Source organism: Pseudomonas sp. RC10-4-2 (genome assembly GCF_050433085.1).
GTDB lineage: Bacteria > Pseudomonadota > Gammaproteobacteria > Pseudomonadales > Pseudomonadaceae > Pseudomonas > Pseudomonas aeruginosa.
The window spans coordinates 1,466,999-1,483,001 of record NZ_JBNPXX010000002.1; the positions used below are offsets into that span (position 1 = coordinate 1,466,999).

Below are 16,003 nucleotides of genomic sequence, written 5' to 3' on the forward strand. Positions count from 1 at the left end.
CGTATACGAATTCAATCGGACCGCTGCGGTCCGAGTCACAGGGCGACGGCAGCGTTCGCCGTCGTGGGCGATCCGGTACGCGCCGGATCGGTTTCCGCCCGGCCGCTGCCTGCGGTCGGGCGGGGTGGTCAGCAGTGGCCGCCGGGCCAGGTGTCGGACAGCCGATAGCCTTGCGGCCAGGGATCGTCCGGGTCGAGCAGGTACTGGTGGATGCCGGTGATCCAGGCCCGCCCGGACAGGCACGGGAGGATCGCCGGACGGCCGCCGAGTTCGGTCAGCGACTCGATGTGGCAGTGGAATTCCGAACCGATGATGGAGCGCCCGACGAAGCGTTCGCCGACCCGCAGCTGGCCTTTCGCCTGGAGCACCGCCATCCGCGCCGAGCAGCCGGTGCCGCAGGGCGAGCGGTCGATCTTGCCGGGGCGGATGACCACCGCGTTGCTCGCGCCGAGGACACCGTCGCGGCGCTCCGGCGGCGCGGCCAGCTGGCAGAAGGACAGATGGTCCCAGTCCGGGTTGGTCGGGTGGCGGAAGCCCAGTTGTTCGTTGGCCGCGTGGGTGATCTTCAAGCCGGTGGCGACCAGTTCGGCGGCCTCGTCGGCGCGCAGGGCGAAGCCCAGGCGCCGGGCGTCGGCGATGACGAAGCTGTCGCCGCCGTAGGCGGTGTCGACCTGTAGCGAGCCGAGGCCCTCGACTTCGATCCAGGCGTCGAGGCGGTCGGCGAACGACGGCACGTTGCGGATTTCCACCCGCTCGGCCTTGCCGTCGCGGCATTCCGCGCGGGCCTCGATCAGCCCGCCCGGCGCTTCCAGCAGCAGCCGGGTCAGCGGTTCGCGCATCGGCAGGATGCCGCTGTCGAGCAGTACGGTGGCCACGCACAGCGAATTGGAACCGGACATCGGCGGGGTGTCGGCCGGCTCCATGATGATCCAGCCCATCTGCGCGCGCGGGTCCTTGGCCGGCACCAGCAGATTGGCGTGGCGGAACACTCCGCCGCGCGGTTCGTTGAGGACGAAGTTGCGCAGGTCCTGGTCTCTGGCGATCCAGCGCGACTGTTCCCAGAGGGTGGCGCCGGGCGGTGCGGCGACGCCGCCGACGATCACGTCGCCGACCTCGCCTTCGGCATGGCAACTGACGATGTGGACGATCCGCTGCGAACGCATGGCTATCTCCTGTGCGGGGGCGGGCTCAGAGCACCGAGCGGAGGAATTCCACCGTCTCCGGCCGCTGCGGGTTGCCGATCACCTGGTCGGGGGTGCCGATCTCGTGGACCAGGCCATTGCGGAAGAACGCCACCCGGTCGGACACGTCGCGGGCGAAGCGGATCTCGTGGGTGACCAGGACCATGGTCATGCCTTCCTCGGCGAGCAGGCGCATGGTGTCCAGCACCTCGCCGACCAACTGCGGGTCGAGCGCCGAGGTGGCTTCGTCGAACAGCATGTAGTCCGGCGACATCGCCAGCGCCCGGGCGATCGCCATGCGCTGTTGCTGGCCGCCGGAAAGGCGCTGGGGGAAGACCTTGAGCTTGTCGCCGAGACCGACGTGGGTGAGTTGCTTCAGCGCCATCGCCTCGGCTTCGGCGCGGCTCTTGCCGAGCACCTTGCGCGGCGCGAGCATGACGTTTTCCAGCACGGTCAGGTGGGGGAAGGCGTTCCACTGCTGGAAGACGATGCCGATCTTCCGCCGCAGGCGGTTGAGGTCGGTACCGCGGGCATGCACGTCGATGCCGTCGACGCGGATGCTGCCGCGCTGGATCGGCTCCAGGCCGTTGATGCACATCAGCAGGGTCGACTTGCCGGAACCGGAGCCGCCGATGATCGACAGCACCTCGCCCTTGTCCACCCTCAGGTCGACACCCTTGACCACCTCGAACTGGCCGTAGGCCTTGTGCACGTCGCTGATCTCGATCATTGCTGCCATCTCCGTTCCAGCCGGGCGCTGAGTCGCGCGACCACCCAGCTCATGAGGTAATAGACGAGCCCCGCGATGCAGAGCACGAAGAGCGGTTCCTGGATGCGCGTGACGATGGTCTGCGAGGCGCGCAGCAGTTCGACGATGCCGATCCAGAGCACCAGCGAGGTGTCCTTCATCACCGACAGGGTCAGGTTGACCCAGCCGGGGAAGGCCACCCGGGCGGCCATCGGCAGGACGATGTGGAACAGGTCCTGGCGGTAGCTCAGGCCCAGCGAACGCGCGGCCCGGCGCACGCTCGGCGGCACCGAGAGGACGCCGCCGCGGACCACCTCGGTGCAGTAGGCGGCGGCGTACACGCCGAGCACCAGGCAGGCCACGGCGAAGGCGCTCCAGTCGAGGCCGAGGATGCTCTTGAAGGAATTGAGCAGGACGAACTGGATCAGCAGCGGCACGCTGCGGAATACGTCGAGCAGCGCCGCCAGTGGCAGGCTGGCGCGTGGCAGCAGGGCGCGGAGCAGGCCGAAGACGACGCCCAGCAGGGTGCCGATCAGCATCGCCATGGCGGTGATGGCGAGGGTGGTCCAGGCGCCTTGCAGGAGGAACAGCAGGTCGTTGGCGGTGAGGCTGGTGGTGAACACGGCATTCCCCTCAGTAACGGAACAGGCGCCAGCCCAGCAGGCGGGCGGCCAGCACCAGCAGCTTGGCCATGGCGAAGTAGAGGACGGCGGCCAGGGCGAAGTATTCGAAGGTGCGGAAGGTCTTGACGTTGAGTGCCTGGGTGACGCCGGTGAGGTCGTCGGTCAGGCCCACCACCACGCCGAGGGAGGTCATCAGCATGGCCCAGACCAACTGGTTGGTCAGCGGGTAGAACACCACCCGCAGCAGCTGCGGGATCACCACCAGGCGATAGGCCTGCGGCGCGCTCATGCCCAGCGAGCGGGCCGCCCGCAACTGGGTCTCGGGCACCGCCTGGAGGCCGCCGCGGAAGGTCTCGGCGAGGTAGCCGGCGTTGTTGAAGGTGACCCCGGCGAGCAGGGCGAACCAGGAACTGACGTGCAGGCCGAAGGAGCCCAGGCCGAAGTAGAGGATGTAGATCTGGAACAGCGCCGGGGTATTCCGCGCGATGGAGATCCAGGCTCCGGCGGCGGCGCGCAGCGGGCGGTTGCCGCCGAGCCGGGCGAAGGCCAGGAGCAGGGCGATGAGGATGCCGAAGAGCATCGACAGCGCGGTGACCTGGAGCGTCACCAGGCTGCCGGCGAGCATCTCCGGCAGGGCGTTGAACGCCGAGCGCCAGTGGAAGGTGTAGTCGAACATCAGCAGTCCTCGCTCAACCAGGCGGGCAGCCCGGCGGGGGCCCGCCCGCCGACGGCGGCCTCGACGCAGCCGGCGAGGCCGGCGAAGCGCACCTGGCGGCCGACCAGTCCGGGGGCGTAGTGGGCATACTTGGCGGAGTTGGTCATCAGGGTGCGCGCGCCCGGCGGCACCAGCGGTTCGTCGAGCATGCACCAGCAGGTGTCGGTGACCAGCCGCGCGCCGAACGCCTGCAGCGTCGCCAGGTGCCCGGCCGCTTCGGCCTGGGCGACGACCTGCCGGCTGCTGGTGATCACCAGCGCTACCTCCGGGTGTCTGCGGCGGCCGTGGCAGAGCGCGGCGAGCTGGGCGAATTCGCTGGCGGAGAAGTGCGGGTTGCCCAGCGCCACCAGGTCGATCCGCGTCTCGCCGGCGCTGTCCAGCTCGCGCCAGGCGTCGCGCAGGCGCTCGCGTCCGACCCGCAGGGTCCGCCGCGGCGCGCGGCCGCCGAAGGCGCTGGCCAGGTCAGGGGCTTCCGGGGTGACGCCGATGACGTGGAACATCGGCACCGAGGAACTGGTGCCCAGCGCCGCGCCGAAGGCCTTGAGCGCGTCGTGGTCCGGCTGCCGCTGCCGCAGGCCGTCGATCGCCGGGATCTGTCCGTCGCAGAGCAGGCCGCAGAGGTAGCCGAGGGTCGGGTAGAAGGCATCGTCGACGCTGCCGAGGTCTTCCACTTCGATCAGTACCCGCGCCTGGCGCTGCTCGTCGAGGTGACAGCCGGCCAGCGGCGCGCGACCGGTGAGGGCGCAGCAGATATCCATGAAGTCGGCGTACTTGTTGGTGCGTGCGCCGAGCACGCTGTTGGCGAAGAGCACCGCGTTGGACTCGGCCCAGACGATCTGTTCGCCGGCCCGCGCGCTGTCGTCGAGCAGGTAGGGCGCGCAGGTGAAGCTGGGCTGCGCGCCCATGTCGAGATAGGCCAGGGCCAGGGCCACGGCTGGCTCGCCGAGGGCGGCGGGTACGCCCTGTTCGCGCCAACGGCGCTGGTCCACGGAGATGGCGTTGAGGGTGGTCGGTACCCGCACCCGGGCACCGAGGTCGCGCAGGGTCTCGGCGAAGCGCAGGCCGGCCGGGCCGGTGTAGATGCAAGCGTCGATGTGCGCGCGCTGGATGTCGATCAGCCGTTGCGCGCCCTGCAACGCCGCCATGCGCAGGACGATGCGCATCGCCAGGCGTGCGGCTTCGCCGTGTTCGCCGGCGAGCAGGGCCTGGTCGAAGGCGTCCAGTCGCGGGCCGGCATCGGTCGCCAGCCCTTCGGCGGGTCGGGCCTCCAGCGGCGGCGGGGCATCGCGGTGGAGTTCCAGGCGTCCGTCGGCCAGGCGCGCCCAGGGATAGGCGGCGAGTTCGTCGAAGCGCTCGCCGAGACAGGCGATGGGTAGCGAGCGGCCGAACAGTTCCTCGGCGACGATCGCGCCGAGGGCGAGGATTTCGTCCGGTTCGCGCAGGAGGATCGCCGCCGGCGCACGTCCGCCGAGGATCAGTTCCAGCAGTACGCTGCTGCCGGTACAGGAGCCGCGCCCACCGGGAATCGCCAGCAGCCTGCCGTGTAGATGGCGGCCGCTGAGCGGGTGGTGACGGTCGATCACTTCCGCGCTGCGCGGGTCGACGCCGCCCCAGAAGCTCAGGCCGGTCGGGGCGTACAGCAGTTCGCCGGACGCGCTGCCGGCGACCAGGGTACGGGGAACGATGAGATGTGCGTGCTTCATCGGCGCATCCAGGACGGGGGGAAACGGCGCGGCCCGGCGGCGGACCGCGCCCTCGGCTTCAGCGGTAGACCGCGCTGGTGGTCAGCTCCGGCGCCGTGCCGCCGACCCATTTCTGCGCCAGCTCGGCGTAGCGGCCGGTGCGCACCTGCTGGTTGATGAACAGGTTCAGGTAGTTGAGCAGGCCGTATTCGTTGCGCTTGGCGCCGAGGGCCACGTAGTCGATGTCATAGGGCGCGTCGCCGGCGATCTTCAGGCCCTTGTACTTGCCCGACTTGATCCACGAGGCGGCGACGGTGGAAGAGACGACCGTGGCGTCGATATGCCCCTGGCTGATCGCCAGGGCGGTGTCGGCCTCGGACTGGTAGGCGCGGAAGCTGCCCTTGGCGTCGCCCCAGGCCTTGCTGTCCTTCTCCAGGGCCAGCGCCTCGAAGGTGCCGGCGGTGCCGCCGACCGGGCGGCCCTTGAGGTCCTCGTAGCTGGCGATGCCGGTGTCCTCGCGGGTCAGTACCACCTTGACGAAGGCGAAGTAGGGGATGCTCATGCCGATGGTCTTGGCCCGCTCCAGGGTGTCCGAGGTGGATGCGACGATCACGTCGGCGCGACCCGACACCAGCGCCGGGATGCGGTCGGGAAAGGGCGTCTCGACGATCTCCGCCTTGACGTCCAGGGCCTTCGCCAGGTCGTTGCAGTAATCGACGTCGAAGCCCACCGGGTTGTTCTGTGCATCGCGCGAGCCCATCGGCGGAAAGTCCAGGGTGACGGCGCAGCGCAGCTTGCCGGACTCGATGATGTCGTCGAGCTTGTCGGCCTGGGCGAGACCGGCGAGGGAACAGCCCAGGGCAGCGGTGAGGGCTAGGGCAAGGGTCTTCTTGGTATTCATGGGGGCCTCTGGCGATGCGGTTGAGTGGGAGGGCGGCAAATCCCGTATTTGTGATTTCGTATACGATATTTTAAGTGAGCAATGGCTGTGCCAGAACCTCGTCCGACGGCGATAAAAAACCTTTCGCTGGAGCGCGACCGCTTTGGCTGGCGCGTCGCTGTGCCAGGCCGCGCCGGACTGCGCCCCGCTCGGGCGCGGCCGGCGGTGTTACAAAATGGAGCAGGATTGCTACCGCCGCCCCGTGGCGGGGCGAGGCGTTACGCTTTTCGGGGCTGGCGATGGGTCTCGCGGTACTGGCTCGGCGAGAGTCCGGTGAGCGCCTTGAACTGGCGGCTGAAGGCGCTGTGGTCGGTGTAGCCGCAGCGCAGGGCGATCTCGGTGATCGGCGCGTCGCCGGCGAGCAGTTGCGAGGCGGCGCCGAGCCGCGCCTTGTGGATCATCTGCCGTGGGGTGAGCTGGAAGATGCGCTTGCAGTGACGTTCCAGTTGCGCCACCGAGAGCCCGGCGATGGCAGTGAGATCGGCGAGGCTGAGCGGCTGGTCGTAGTGCTCGCGGATATGCGCATCCACCGCCGCCAGCCGGCCGTAGGCCGGGTGCGCCGACTGCGCCGCCGGCAGGTCGTGGGAGATGCCGGCCATGCCGATGATCGCCCCGTTGGCATCGCGCAGCGCCTGCTTGTGGGTCAGGCACCAGCCCGGCTGGCGACCGGGATAGAGGTGCAGCTCCAACTGGTTCTCCAGCGTCGCGCCGCCGCGCAGCACGCGCCGATCCTGCTCGGCATAGAGCGGACCGAGGCTGGAAGGGAAGACCTCGTCGGCGCTGCGGCCGAGCAGTTCGGCCTTGTCCTTCACGCCGCAGCGGCGTGCCAGGGTGCGGTTGACCAGGACGTAGCGGGCGCGCTCGTCCTTGACGAAGAACACCACGCCGGGCATGGCGTCGAGCAGCGCCTCGACCTGGCGCAGGCTGGCCAGCAGGCTGGCGAGGTCGGCGGGGGGCGGGGCGGCGAGCAGGTCGTGCATCGGGGCGAAGGCCTGGCTGGGGGACCGCGCCAGCATACGGGGCGCCGGCGGCCGGGAACAGGGCCCGGCCGCGCGCCTCAGTTGCCCGGCGAGTCGCAGCGCAATGGCACCGTGCGCACGCGGCGCAGGTAGAAGAGGCAGGTGGCGCCGAGCAGCAGCGTCATCAGGACGAACTCGACGGCCAGGGTCGTCTGCGTCGCTTCCAGGTAGTCGCCATGGCGCTCCAGCCTGTGCGCGAACACCGCGCCGAGCAGCGCCGAGCCGAGGCCGAGGGAGGCCTGCTGGACGGTGGCGAGCATGGCGCTGCCGGCGCCGGCCTGGGCGGCCGGCACCTCCGAGAGGCCGATGCGGAAGAAGCTGCTGACGATGAACGCCTGGCCGAAGCCGATCACCAGGGTCGCCGGCGCCAGGTTGAGGATGCCCGGCTGCGGCCAGACCCGTTGCAGGGTCAGCATCAGGCCGAGCAGGCCGCACATCTGGATGACGCAGCCGAGCAGCAGCAGGCGTACCGGGCCGATCCGCGCCGCCACCCGGGCGGTGAGCAGCGCCGAGACGAAGTAGGAGGCGCCGAGGGCGATGAAGGCATTGCCGGCCTGTACCGGCGAGAGACCGGCGCCGGCCTGCAGGGCCAGGGCGAGGGCGAACATGAAGCCGCTCCAGCAGGCGAAGAACAGGATCGCCAGCAACAGGCCGAAGCGGATGCTCGGCAGGCGCAGCAGCGACGGCGGCAGCAACGGCCAGGCCTGGCGGCGTTCCTGGCGCAACTCGGTGCGCCACAGCCAGGCCAGCAGCGGCACCGCCGCCGCCAACAGCAGGGCGCAGGGCCAGGACCAGTGCAGCGATGGGCCGAGAGCCAGCGGCAGCAGCAGGCAGAGGATCAGCGCGGCGAGCAGCAGGGTGCCCGGCGCGTCGACGCGGGCGGCATGCTCGGCGCGGGTCTCCGGTACCCAGCGGCGGCTGCAAAGGAGAATGCCGAGGCAGATCGGCAGGTTGATCAGGAACACGCTGCGCCAGCCGAGGCCGCCGATGTCGGCGGAGACCAGGAAGCCGCCGAGCACCTGGCCGACGACGAAGGCCAGGCCGCCGATGGCGCCGTAGGCGGCCAGCGCGCGGGAATGCGCGTGGCCGCTGAGGCTGACATGCAGGGTGGCGAGAATCTGCGGCACGATCAGCGCCGCGCCGACGCCCTGCAGGGCGCGCGCCACCAGCAGCAGCCAGACCGAACCGGCCAGCCCGCAAAGCAACGAGGCGACGGCGAACAGGGCGACGCCGAGATCGAACAGGCGGCGACGGCCGTAGTTGTCGCCAAGCCGGCCGCCCATCGCCAGGCACACGGCGAAGGCCACGCCGTAGACGGCGACGATCAGTTCCAGTTCGGTTTCGCTGGCGCCGAGGGAATGGGCGAGGGCGTCGAGGGCGACGTTGACGATGGAGAAATCGATCATCGGCAACAGTTGCCCCGCCAGCAGGATGCAGAGCCCGGCGAGGCCGAGCCGCGACGACGAGACGGTGCTGGGCATGGGCGGAGTCCTTGTGCGGAGGGGAGTGGGCTGGCAGCATGCACTTCTGGCTAACCCGGTACCAGTTCTTGCTTATCCTGGTATTGGCGCTACCCGTCTGCCCTTCGGAGGACTTCGCCATGCCACTCGACGCCCCTGCCAGCCACTCTGCGGAAAGCCCCGCGCAGCCGTCCCGCGCCGAACAGCTGGGGGCCTTCCTGCGCCGCCGGCGGGAAAGCATCGAGCCGCAGCGGGTCGGCATTTCCCGCCTCGGCCGCCGACGCACGCCGGGCCTGCGTCGCGAGGAGGTGGCGCAGCTCGCCGGGGTCGGCGTGACCTGGTACACCTGGCTGGAGCAGGGCCGCGCGGTACGCGCTTCGGAGCAGGTGATCGGAGCCATCGCCCGCGCCCTGCTGTGCAACGAGACGGAAACCCACCACCTGTTCAACCTCGCCGGGCTGGCCGCGCCGACCTCGGCGCGGCGGGCGGTCTGCGAGAAGCCCTCGGCCGCCACCCAGGCCATCCTCGATGCCCTCGACCCGTTGCCGGCCATGGTGCAGAACGCCCGTTTCGACATCCGCGGCTACAACCGCGCCTATTGCCGGCTGGTGGGCATCGACCTGGCGGAGATCCCCGAGGAAGACCGCAACTGCATCTACCTGGCGCTGACCCACGAGCGCTGGCGCTACTGCATGGCCAACCGCGAGGAGGCGTTGCCGCGGATGGTCGGCTTCTTCCGCGCGGCAATGGTCGAGCGCATGGGCGATCCGCTGTGGGAGCGGCAGTTGCAGCGTTGCCTGGAGGCTTCGGCGGAGTTCCGCGAGATCTGGCGGCGCAACGAGGTGATGGGTATCGAAAACCAGCTCAAGCGCTTCCGTCATGCGCGCTGCGGCGAATTCGAACTGCAGCAGACCAACTGGTGGTCGGCGCCGAAGAACGGCGATCGCCTGCTGGTCTTCGTCCCCCTCGACGACCACGCCCGCGACTGCCTGGAGCAACTGTGAGTCGGCGCCCTGTCCCGTAGCCAGCGCCTGCTCGACCTGCTGCAGATTCTGCGCCGGCACCGTTACCCGGTGGCCGGGCATGTGCTCGCCGGCGAACTGGGGATCAGCCTGCGCACCCTCTACCGCGATATCGCCATCCTGCGACAGCAGGGCGCGCACATCGAGGGCGGCGCCGGCGCCAGGCGTTGCTGCGCGAGTGGCGTGAACGGGAAAGCATCGCCGCGCAGTGAGCGACTGCTGCCGGAAACTGACAGACGGCCACCGCCTGCGGGTCTAGCGCCCGGCGCTGTAGCGGCTCAGAGCCGGAACTCCTCGGCGATCAGTTCGCCGAGGCGCTCCAGCGCCGGCGGCCGCTCTCCCGGGGCGAAGGCCAGGCGAATGCGGTGGGCGGGCAGTTCGGCGAAGCCCTCCGCCGGCCCCAGCACGCGCATCGTCGGGCCGACCCGCGCACGGTCGATCACGCCGATCGCCAGGCCGCCTTCGATGGCCGCTTCCAGCGCCGCCGCGCCGGGACTGCTGACCACCGTGCGCCAGCGCCGGCCCGTCGCGCCGAGGGCTTCCAGCAGCGCCTGCCGATAGGGACAACCCTGGCCGTGCAGGGCCAGCGGCAGCGGGCGTTGCGGATCGATCCGCAGGCCGTGGCCGGCGACCCACACCGGCTGGGTGCCGCCGATCTCGCGGGAGTGCCCGTCGTACGGGGTTTCGTCTTGCGCTTGCACCAGCAGGGCGAGGTCCAGCTGGCCGCGCCGCAGGCGTCCGGCCAGCCTGCCGCTGGCGTCGGTGAGCACCTCCAGCTCCAGCGCCGGCAGTTCCGCGCCGAGGCGTGGCAGGAGGCGGCCGAGCAGCTTGCCGGCGTATTCCTCGGAAATGCCGAAGCGCACCCGCAGCGGCTCTTCCCGTCTGCGCAACCCGGCGAGCACGCGGTCGTGGGTCTCCAGCAGCTCGGCGGTCTGGCGCTGGAACCGCTGCCCCAGCGGGGTCAGCCGCACCGACTGGTTGTCGCGCTCGAACAGCCGGCCGCCGGCCAGTTCCTCCAGGCGCCGGACGTGGGTGCTCACCGCCGAGGGGCTGCGGTTGAGGTGGCTGGCCGCGGCGAGAAAGCGGCCGAAGCGCAGGATGGCATGGAAGGTACGCAGCAGCTCGATATCCAGGTTGGCGCTCATGGTTCCGATTTCCTGCATGACTGGTGCAGATAGTTTCGTTTGATAGTAGCGGCGGAGGCCGCCTAGCCTCGACTCGAACCTGACCGACGGAGGCGAGCGATGCGCGCGACCACCTGCACCCCGCGAGCGATGCCCGGGGCGACCCGCCTGCTGGCCGTGCAACTGGGCATGGTACTGGCCTGGAGTTCCGGCTTCGTCGGCTACCGCTATGCCATGGAACAGGCGCCGGTGTTCCTCACCAGCTTCTGGCGCTTCGCCGTTTGCCTGGCGCTGCTGCTGCCCTTCGCCTGGGCCGGGTTGCGCCGGTTGTCGGCGCGCCAGTGGCGGCGCCAGGCGCTGATCGGGGCGTTGGCCTACGCGGGCTACATCGCGCCGATCGCCAAGGCCATCGAACTCGGCGTCTCGCCGGGCGTGGCGGCGCTGATGGCCGACCTGTTGCCGCTGCTGGTGGCCTTGCTGGCGCTGGTCCTGCCGGGGCAGCGAACGCGGCCGGGGCAGTGGCCGGGGATCGCCCTGGGCGTCGCCGGGGTGCTCTGGGCCGGGCATGCGGCGCTGGCGCTGGGGCGGGCGCCGGGCTGGGCCTACGGCCTGCCGCTGCTGGGCATGCTGGCGCTGGCCCTGGCCACCCTGTTGCAGAAGCGCTGGGACGATGCGCCGGGATCGCTGGCCGTGGTGCTGTTCGTGCAGATCGGCGCCGCGCTGCCGGCGTTCGCCGGCCTGGCGCTGGCGGAGGGTAGCCTGCGGCCGCCGCTGTCCGGCGGATTCCTGTTCGGGCTCGCCTGGCTGGTGCTGCTGCCCACCTTCGGCGGCTACGGCCTGTACTGGCTGGGCCTGCGCCATCTTTCCGCACAGGGTGGCAGCGCGGCGCTGTACCTGAGCCCGGCGCTGACCCTGCTATGGGCGCACTGGATGTTCGCCGAGCCGCTGACACCCATGCTGCTGGGTGGCCTGCTGCTGTCGCTGGCCGGCCTCGGCTGGCTGTATCGCGCCGAGCGTCGCTAGCCGGCGTCGCCCTGCCAGCAGGCCAGGGTCTCCAGGCGCGCCGGGCTGAACGGCGGACGCGGCGCCGGAGGCGTCCAGCCGAACAGGAATTGCGCGGCGCTGCCGCATATCCGCCCCTGGCAGGCGCCCATGCCGCAACGGCTGTGCAGCTTGGCCTCGGTCCAGCCGGCATGCCCGGCCAGCGCGGCCAAGGGGACGTCTTCGCAACGGCAGACCAGGGTATCCGCCTCCGCCAGTTGACGCAGTTCGGCACGCAGGGCGAAGTGTCGCGCCAGGGTGTCGGCGAAGCCCTGCCAGCGTCGCCGTCGTGGCCACAGGCGGCGAGCCGCGTCGCGCTCGTCGACGGCGGCATGGCCGGCGATGGTGCCTTCCACCAGGGCCAGTTCGCTGCCGCCGAAGCCGGTGCATTCGCCGGCGGCGTAGTGGTCGGGCAGGCTGCCGGCCTGCCATTCGTCGACGGCGAGCGCCGGGCCGTCGAGGCGATAGCCGAGGGCCTGGCCGAGTTGCACGTTGGGCACCAGGCCGAAGCCGCAGGCCAGGCGTTCGCAGGCGATCTCGCGGACCCGACCGCCTTCGCGCAGGCGCACGGCTTCCAGGCGCTCCTCGCCGAGGGCGGCGAGCACGTAGCTGTCGGCGCGGTAGCTACGGGCGAACAGGCCGGCGGCCTGCCACAGCTTACCGGGCCAGCGCGGGAGGCGTACGGCGAAGGCGGCCAGGGTTCTCGCCGGCGCCTGTTCGGCGACGCGCAGCAGGCGCGCCCCGCACTGGCTGGCGCTGGCGGCGCTGGCCAGCAGCAGCGGGCCGGAGCCAGCCACCACCAGGCGCTGGCCGGCCAGTGGCAGGCCGCCCTTGGCCAACGCCTGCAGGCCGCCGGCGCCGGTGACGCCGGGGAGGGTCCAGCCGGGAAAAGGCAGCAGCAGTTCGCGGGCGCCGGTGCAGAGGACCAGGCGTCGGTAGCCGACCTGCCAGCCACGTTGCGGGTCTTCCAGCAACAGGCGCCTGCCGGGACCGCAGGCGACCACCCGGGTCGCCGGGAAGTGCTCGACATTGGCCTGCCCGGCCAGGCGTTGGCGCATCTGATGGGCACGCGGCGGCAGGCTGGCACGCGGGCCGTCGCGCCAGATCTGTCCGCCGGCGGCCGGGTTGTCGTCGACCAGGGCGATGCGCGCGCCGCTCGGCGCGGCGGCCAGCGCTGCGGCCAGGCCGGCGGGGCCGGCACCGACGATCAGCAGGTCGTAGTCGGCGCTCATGCCTGGGTCTCCACGCGCATGCCGGATTGGCAGACGGTCTGGCAGGCCAGGCGTCGCCGACCGTCGATCAATACCCGGCATTCCTGGCACGCGCCCATGCCGCAGAACGGCGCGCGCCGCCCGCCGCCGACCGCGCTGCGGGAGCAGCCGTCGCCGCCGAGGGCGAGGGCGGCCGCCACGCTGGTACCGACGGCGACCCGCAGCGGACGCCGGTCGATGAACAGTTCGATCATGGCCGGGCACTCCCGGAGCTGGAGAGGAAGCGTTGCGGCAGATAAGGCGTGGCATCCAGCGGCGGCGTTTCGCCGAACAACTGGGCGGCGAGCAGGCGCGCGCTGCCCGGCGCGGTGGTCACGCCCAGGCCCTCGTGGCCGACCGCCAGCCACAGGCCCGGCTGCGCCGGGTGCTCGCCAAGCAGCGGCAGGCCGTCCGGAGTGGCGGCGCGGAAGCCGGTCCAGGCGCGGATCGCATTGAGGCCGGCGAGCCCCGGCAGGTAGTCCAGGGCACGCCGCAGCATGCGCGCCAGCACCGGGCCTTCCACCTGCGGGTCGAGCGTGTCGAACTGCCGCGAGGAGCCGAGGAAGACCTGCCCGGTGGGGCGCGGCTGGGCGTTGAAGGCTACCGAGGTACCGCTGCTGGCGTGGGCGCTGCTGACATAGCCGAGTTCCACCAGTTGATGGCGGAGGGTGCCGGGATAGCGGTCGGTGATCAGCAGGTGGCCTTTCTTCGGGCGGATCGGCAGCTCCGCGCACAGCTCGCCGGCATGGATGCCGTTGGCCAGCACCAGTGCCTCGGCGCTCAGCCAGCGGCCGTCGGCCAGGCGCAGGCGGCTGCCGTCCACTTCGCTGACTTCGGCGTGCAATCGACGCAGGCGCGGGCCGGCTCGTTCGAGCAGCCAGCGCGCCGCGTTGGGCGCGTAGAGGATGCCGTCGCCCGGCACCTTCAGGGCGCCGGCGAGGCCTGGCCGCAAGACCGGTTCCAAGTCACGCAGGCGCGCGGCGTCGAGCATCTCGCAGGCGACGCCGGCGGCCAGCAGGGCCTGGCGCTTGCGCTCGGCTTCGGCGAGTTCGGCGGCGTCGGCGGCCAGCCAGAGGGTGCCGCAATTGCGGTACGCGCAGTCTTCCGGCAGATCCGCCGCCCAGGTGCGCCAGGCCTGGATCGAGTAGTCGCTGAGGGCCAGTTCGGCCGGGTTGTCGTCCATCGCCACCAGGTGCCCCATGCCCACCGCGGTGGCACCGCCGCGGCGGCTGTCCAGCACCAGTACGTCGAGGCCGCGACGCGCCAGTTCATGGGCGCAGGCGCTGCCGACGATGCCGGCGCCGACCACGATGACCTCGGCGTTCACCGGCGGATGCCCCAGGCGAACGGATCGTCGTCCGCCAGCAGCAGGGTGGCTTCCGCGCTGACGTGGGCGCGGCCGCGGATGGTCGGCACGATACGCCCGCCGGGCTGGCCGTCGAGCCATTCGTAACGCCCCTCGAACTGGCTGCCGATCACGCTCGCCTGGCGCCAGGGCTGGCCGGGCAGCAGCTTGCCGTCGGCGGCCAGGCAGGCCAGCTTGGCGCTGGTGCCGGTGCCGCAGGGCGAGCGGTCGTAGGCCTTGCCGGGACAGAGCACGAAGTTGCGGCTGTCGGCGTGGGGATCGTCGGCGAACAGTTCGATGTGATCGATGGCGCCGCCGTCCTCGCCGCGGATGCCCTGGTCTTCCAGCGCCTGCTGGACGGCGACGGTGTAGGCGGTGAGGGCGTCGAGGTTGTCGCCGGCGATGCGCTGGCCGTGTCCGGCGACCAGGAAGAACCAGTTGCCGCCCCAGGCGATGTCGCCGCTGACCCGGCCGATGCCGGGCACTTCGACGCTGACCTGGCGACGGTAGCGGTAGGCCGGCACGTTGCGCACGCTGACCGAGCCGTCCTCGTGGAGGGTCGCCTCGACCTCGCCGACCGGTGTCTCGATGCGGTGCACGCCGGGACCGATCCGCCCGAGGTGTGCCAGCGAGGCGACCAGGCCGATGGTGCCGTGGCCGCACATGCCGAGGTAGCCACTGTTGTTGAAGAAGATCACTCCGGCACAGGCTTCGGGATCGACCGGTGCGCAGAGCAGGGCGCCGACCAGTACGTCGCTGCCGCGCGGCTCGAGGATGCAGGCGGCGCGCCAGGCGTCGTGGCGCTCGCCGAGCAGGCGCCGGCGCTCAGCCATGTCGCCCTGGCCGAGATCGGGAAAGCCGCCGATGACCAGGCGGGTGGGCTCGCCGCCGGTATGCGAATCGATGATGCGGATGCGTTGCATGGTGGCCCTCGCCTGTGCCGGGGTATGCGCCACAGGGTGGCGTTTCGGCGGGGCGGGGCGCTTGAGGGTTTTCGCTCAGGCGAGTGACGAAAGCGGCATAGCCGGGATGGCCCGGCTCAGGTGCTGGCCGGGCGGTTCGGCAGGTGTTCGTAGAGGGTCCGGCAGACCCCGACGATATGTGCCTCGATCAGTGCCGCGGCCCGTTCGGCATCGCCGGCGCGACAGGCGGCGACGATCTCGCGGTGTTCCTGGTCGGCGCGCTGCTTGCCTTCGGACAGGCTCATCTGCATGCGCAGGTAACGTTCCAGCTTGTCGTGGATGGAGCGGATCAGGTTGACCAGGAACGGCCGCTGCGCCGGTTCGTAGAGGCAGGCGTGCAGTTGCCAGTTGAGTTCGGCCCAGCGGCCGACGTTGTCTTCGCCGACGAAGTCGGCGCAGATCGCCTCGGCGCGGGCGAAGGTGGTCTCGTCCATGTTCGGCACCGCCAGGCGGATCGCCTGCGCCTCGAGCAGCACCCGCACTTCGAACATCTGCGCCAGTTCCGGTTCGGAAATACGCGTCACCACCGCGCCCTTGTTGCGCTGGAACAGCACCAGGCCTTCCGCTTCCAGGCGCTTGAGGGCCTCGCGGACGGGAATCTTGCTGACATTGAAGAGTTGCGCGATGTCGTCCTGGCGGATCGGTTCGTCCTCGGCGAAATGCCCGGCGATGATCGCTTCGCGCAGGTGCTTGGCGATGATCTCGGAGGCCGAAGGAGCGATGCCCAGGTTAGGGGCGTTGAGCATGGAGAGAGGCAAGCGGGGCAACCTGCGTGGCGTTGGGAACGTGCGGGATATTGTATACGAACGCTCGGCGGCTGCCGCTGCCGGTTGGCGCCTTCTGCGCAGGCGTGTTGGTCGGCTTCAGTGGGCCTCCGTGGCGCATGTTTCG

16 protein-coding genes and 1 pseudogene are annotated in these 16,003 nt (G+C 70.9%); 3 read left to right on the forward strand and 14 right to left on the reverse strand.

Annotated elements, in window-relative coordinates; all coding sequences use genetic code 11:
* Positions 1 to 128: 128 nt before the first annotated feature.
* From FHW81_RS14930 to FHW81_RS14965, 8 genes are all read right to left on the reverse strand, one after another.
* Positions 129 to 1,163, reverse strand: coding sequence for a trans-3-hydroxy-L-proline dehydratase (locus tag FHW81_RS14930; protein ID WP_003082552.1), 1,035 nt, complete (start codon positions 1,161 to 1,163; stop codon positions 129 to 131).
* A 25-nt stretch (positions 1,164 to 1,188) separates the two neighbouring features.
* On the reverse strand, positions 1,189 to 1,911 hold the full coding sequence (locus tag FHW81_RS14935) for an amino acid ABC transporter ATP-binding protein (RefSeq protein ID WP_003082555.1): 723 nt from the start codon (positions 1,909 to 1,911) through the stop codon (positions 1,189 to 1,191).
* Positions 1,908 to 2,552, reverse strand: a complete 645-nt coding sequence (locus FHW81_RS14940) for an amino acid ABC transporter permease (protein WP_429479258.1) — start codon at positions 2,550 to 2,552, stop codon at positions 1,908 to 1,910. The genes FHW81_RS14935 and FHW81_RS14940 overlap by 4 nt, the downstream gene beginning before the upstream one ends.
* 10 nt (positions 2,553 to 2,562) lie before the next feature.
* Positions 2,563 to 3,228: an amino acid ABC transporter permease gene (locus tag FHW81_RS14945; protein WP_003082559.1), complete on the reverse strand. Its 666-nt coding sequence runs from the start codon at positions 3,226 to 3,228 to the stop codon at positions 2,563 to 2,565.
* The gene (locus FHW81_RS14950; RefSeq protein ID WP_034054629.1) at positions 3,228 to 4,970 is read right to left on the reverse strand and encodes an aconitase family protein; all 1,743 of its coding nucleotides are present in this window, start codon (positions 4,968 to 4,970) and stop codon (positions 3,228 to 3,230) included. Before FHW81_RS14950 ends, FHW81_RS14945 begins: the two co-directional genes overlap by 1 nt.
* Positions 4,971 to 5,028: 58 nt before the next feature.
* Entirely contained in the window at positions 5,029 to 5,850 is an 822-nt protein-coding gene (locus tag FHW81_RS14955; protein ID WP_003082561.1) for a transporter substrate-binding domain-containing protein, read from the reverse strand.
* 257 nt (positions 5,851 to 6,107) lie between these two features.
* Positions 6,108 to 6,905: an AraC family transcriptional regulator gene (locus tag FHW81_RS14960; RefSeq protein WP_003159850.1), complete on the reverse strand. Its 798-nt coding sequence runs from the start codon at positions 6,903 to 6,905 to the stop codon at positions 6,108 to 6,110.
* A 41-nt stretch (positions 6,906 to 6,946) separates the two neighbouring features.
* Entirely contained in the window at positions 6,947 to 8,389 is a 1,443-nt protein-coding gene (locus tag FHW81_RS14965) for an MFS transporter (protein WP_004348763.1), read from the reverse strand.
* Positions 8,390 to 8,427: 38 nt separating this feature from the next.
* Here FHW81_RS14965 and FHW81_RS14970 point away from each other — a divergent pair, with 38 nt between their 5' ends.
* Together FHW81_RS14970 and FHW81_RS14975 are read left to right on the forward strand one after the other, a co-directional pair.
* On the forward strand, positions 8,428 to 9,372 hold the full coding sequence (locus FHW81_RS14970) for a helix-turn-helix transcriptional regulator (protein WP_023835661.1): 945 nt from the start codon (positions 8,428 to 8,430) through the stop codon (positions 9,370 to 9,372).
* A gap of 36 nt (positions 9,373 to 9,408) precedes the next feature.
* Positions 9,409 to 9,531 (forward strand): annotated as a pseudogene (locus FHW81_RS14975) (helix-turn-helix domain-containing protein); the annotation flags it as partial.
* A 137-nt stretch (positions 9,532 to 9,668) separates the two neighbouring features.
* Here the strand turns inward: FHW81_RS14975 and FHW81_RS14980 are convergent.
* A complete protein-coding gene (locus FHW81_RS14980) occupies positions 9,669 to 10,535 on the reverse strand; it encodes a LysR family transcriptional regulator (RefSeq protein WP_003082572.1) in 867 nt (288 codons plus the stop codon).
* Positions 10,536 to 10,634: 99 nt separating this feature from the next.
* Between FHW81_RS14980 and FHW81_RS14985 the strand changes: the two genes are divergently transcribed.
* On the forward strand, positions 10,635 to 11,537 hold the full coding sequence (locus tag FHW81_RS14985) for a DMT family transporter (RefSeq protein WP_003114958.1): 903 nt from the start codon (positions 10,635 to 10,637) through the stop codon (positions 11,535 to 11,537).
* Here the strand turns inward: FHW81_RS14985 and FHW81_RS14990 are convergent.
* The 5 genes from FHW81_RS14990 to FHW81_RS15010 form a co-directional block, all read right to left on the reverse strand.
* Positions 11,534 to 12,787 carry an NAD(P)/FAD-dependent oxidoreductase gene (locus FHW81_RS14990; protein WP_009876112.1) on the reverse strand — a complete coding sequence of 418 codons (1,254 nt, stop codon included), beginning with the start codon at positions 12,785 to 12,787 and terminating at the stop codon, positions 11,534 to 11,536. The genes FHW81_RS14985 and FHW81_RS14990 overlap by 4 nt on opposite strands.
* The gene (locus FHW81_RS14995; protein ID WP_003114956.1) at positions 12,784 to 13,020 is read right to left on the reverse strand and encodes a (2Fe-2S)-binding protein; all 237 of its coding nucleotides are present in this window, start codon (positions 13,018 to 13,020) and stop codon (positions 12,784 to 12,786) included. The genes FHW81_RS14990 and FHW81_RS14995 overlap by 4 nt, the downstream gene beginning before the upstream one ends.
* The gene (gene lhpB / locus FHW81_RS15000) at positions 13,017 to 14,132 is read right to left on the reverse strand and encodes a D-hydroxyproline dehydrogenase subunit beta LhpB (RefSeq protein ID WP_003120522.1); all 1,116 of its coding nucleotides are present in this window, start codon (positions 14,130 to 14,132) and stop codon (positions 13,017 to 13,019) included. Before lhpB ends, FHW81_RS14995 begins: the two co-directional genes overlap by 4 nt.
* The gene (locus FHW81_RS15005) at positions 14,129 to 15,073 is read right to left on the reverse strand and encodes a 4-hydroxyproline epimerase (RefSeq protein ID WP_003082577.1); all 945 of its coding nucleotides are present in this window, start codon (positions 15,071 to 15,073) and stop codon (positions 14,129 to 14,131) included. Before FHW81_RS15005 ends, lhpB begins: the two co-directional genes overlap by 4 nt.
* Positions 15,074 to 15,189: 116 nt before the next feature.
* Entirely contained in the window at positions 15,190 to 15,858 is a 669-nt protein-coding gene (locus FHW81_RS15010) for a GntR family transcriptional regulator (RefSeq protein ID WP_003086767.1), read from the reverse strand.
* Positions 15,859 to 16,003 lie beyond the last annotated feature (145 nt).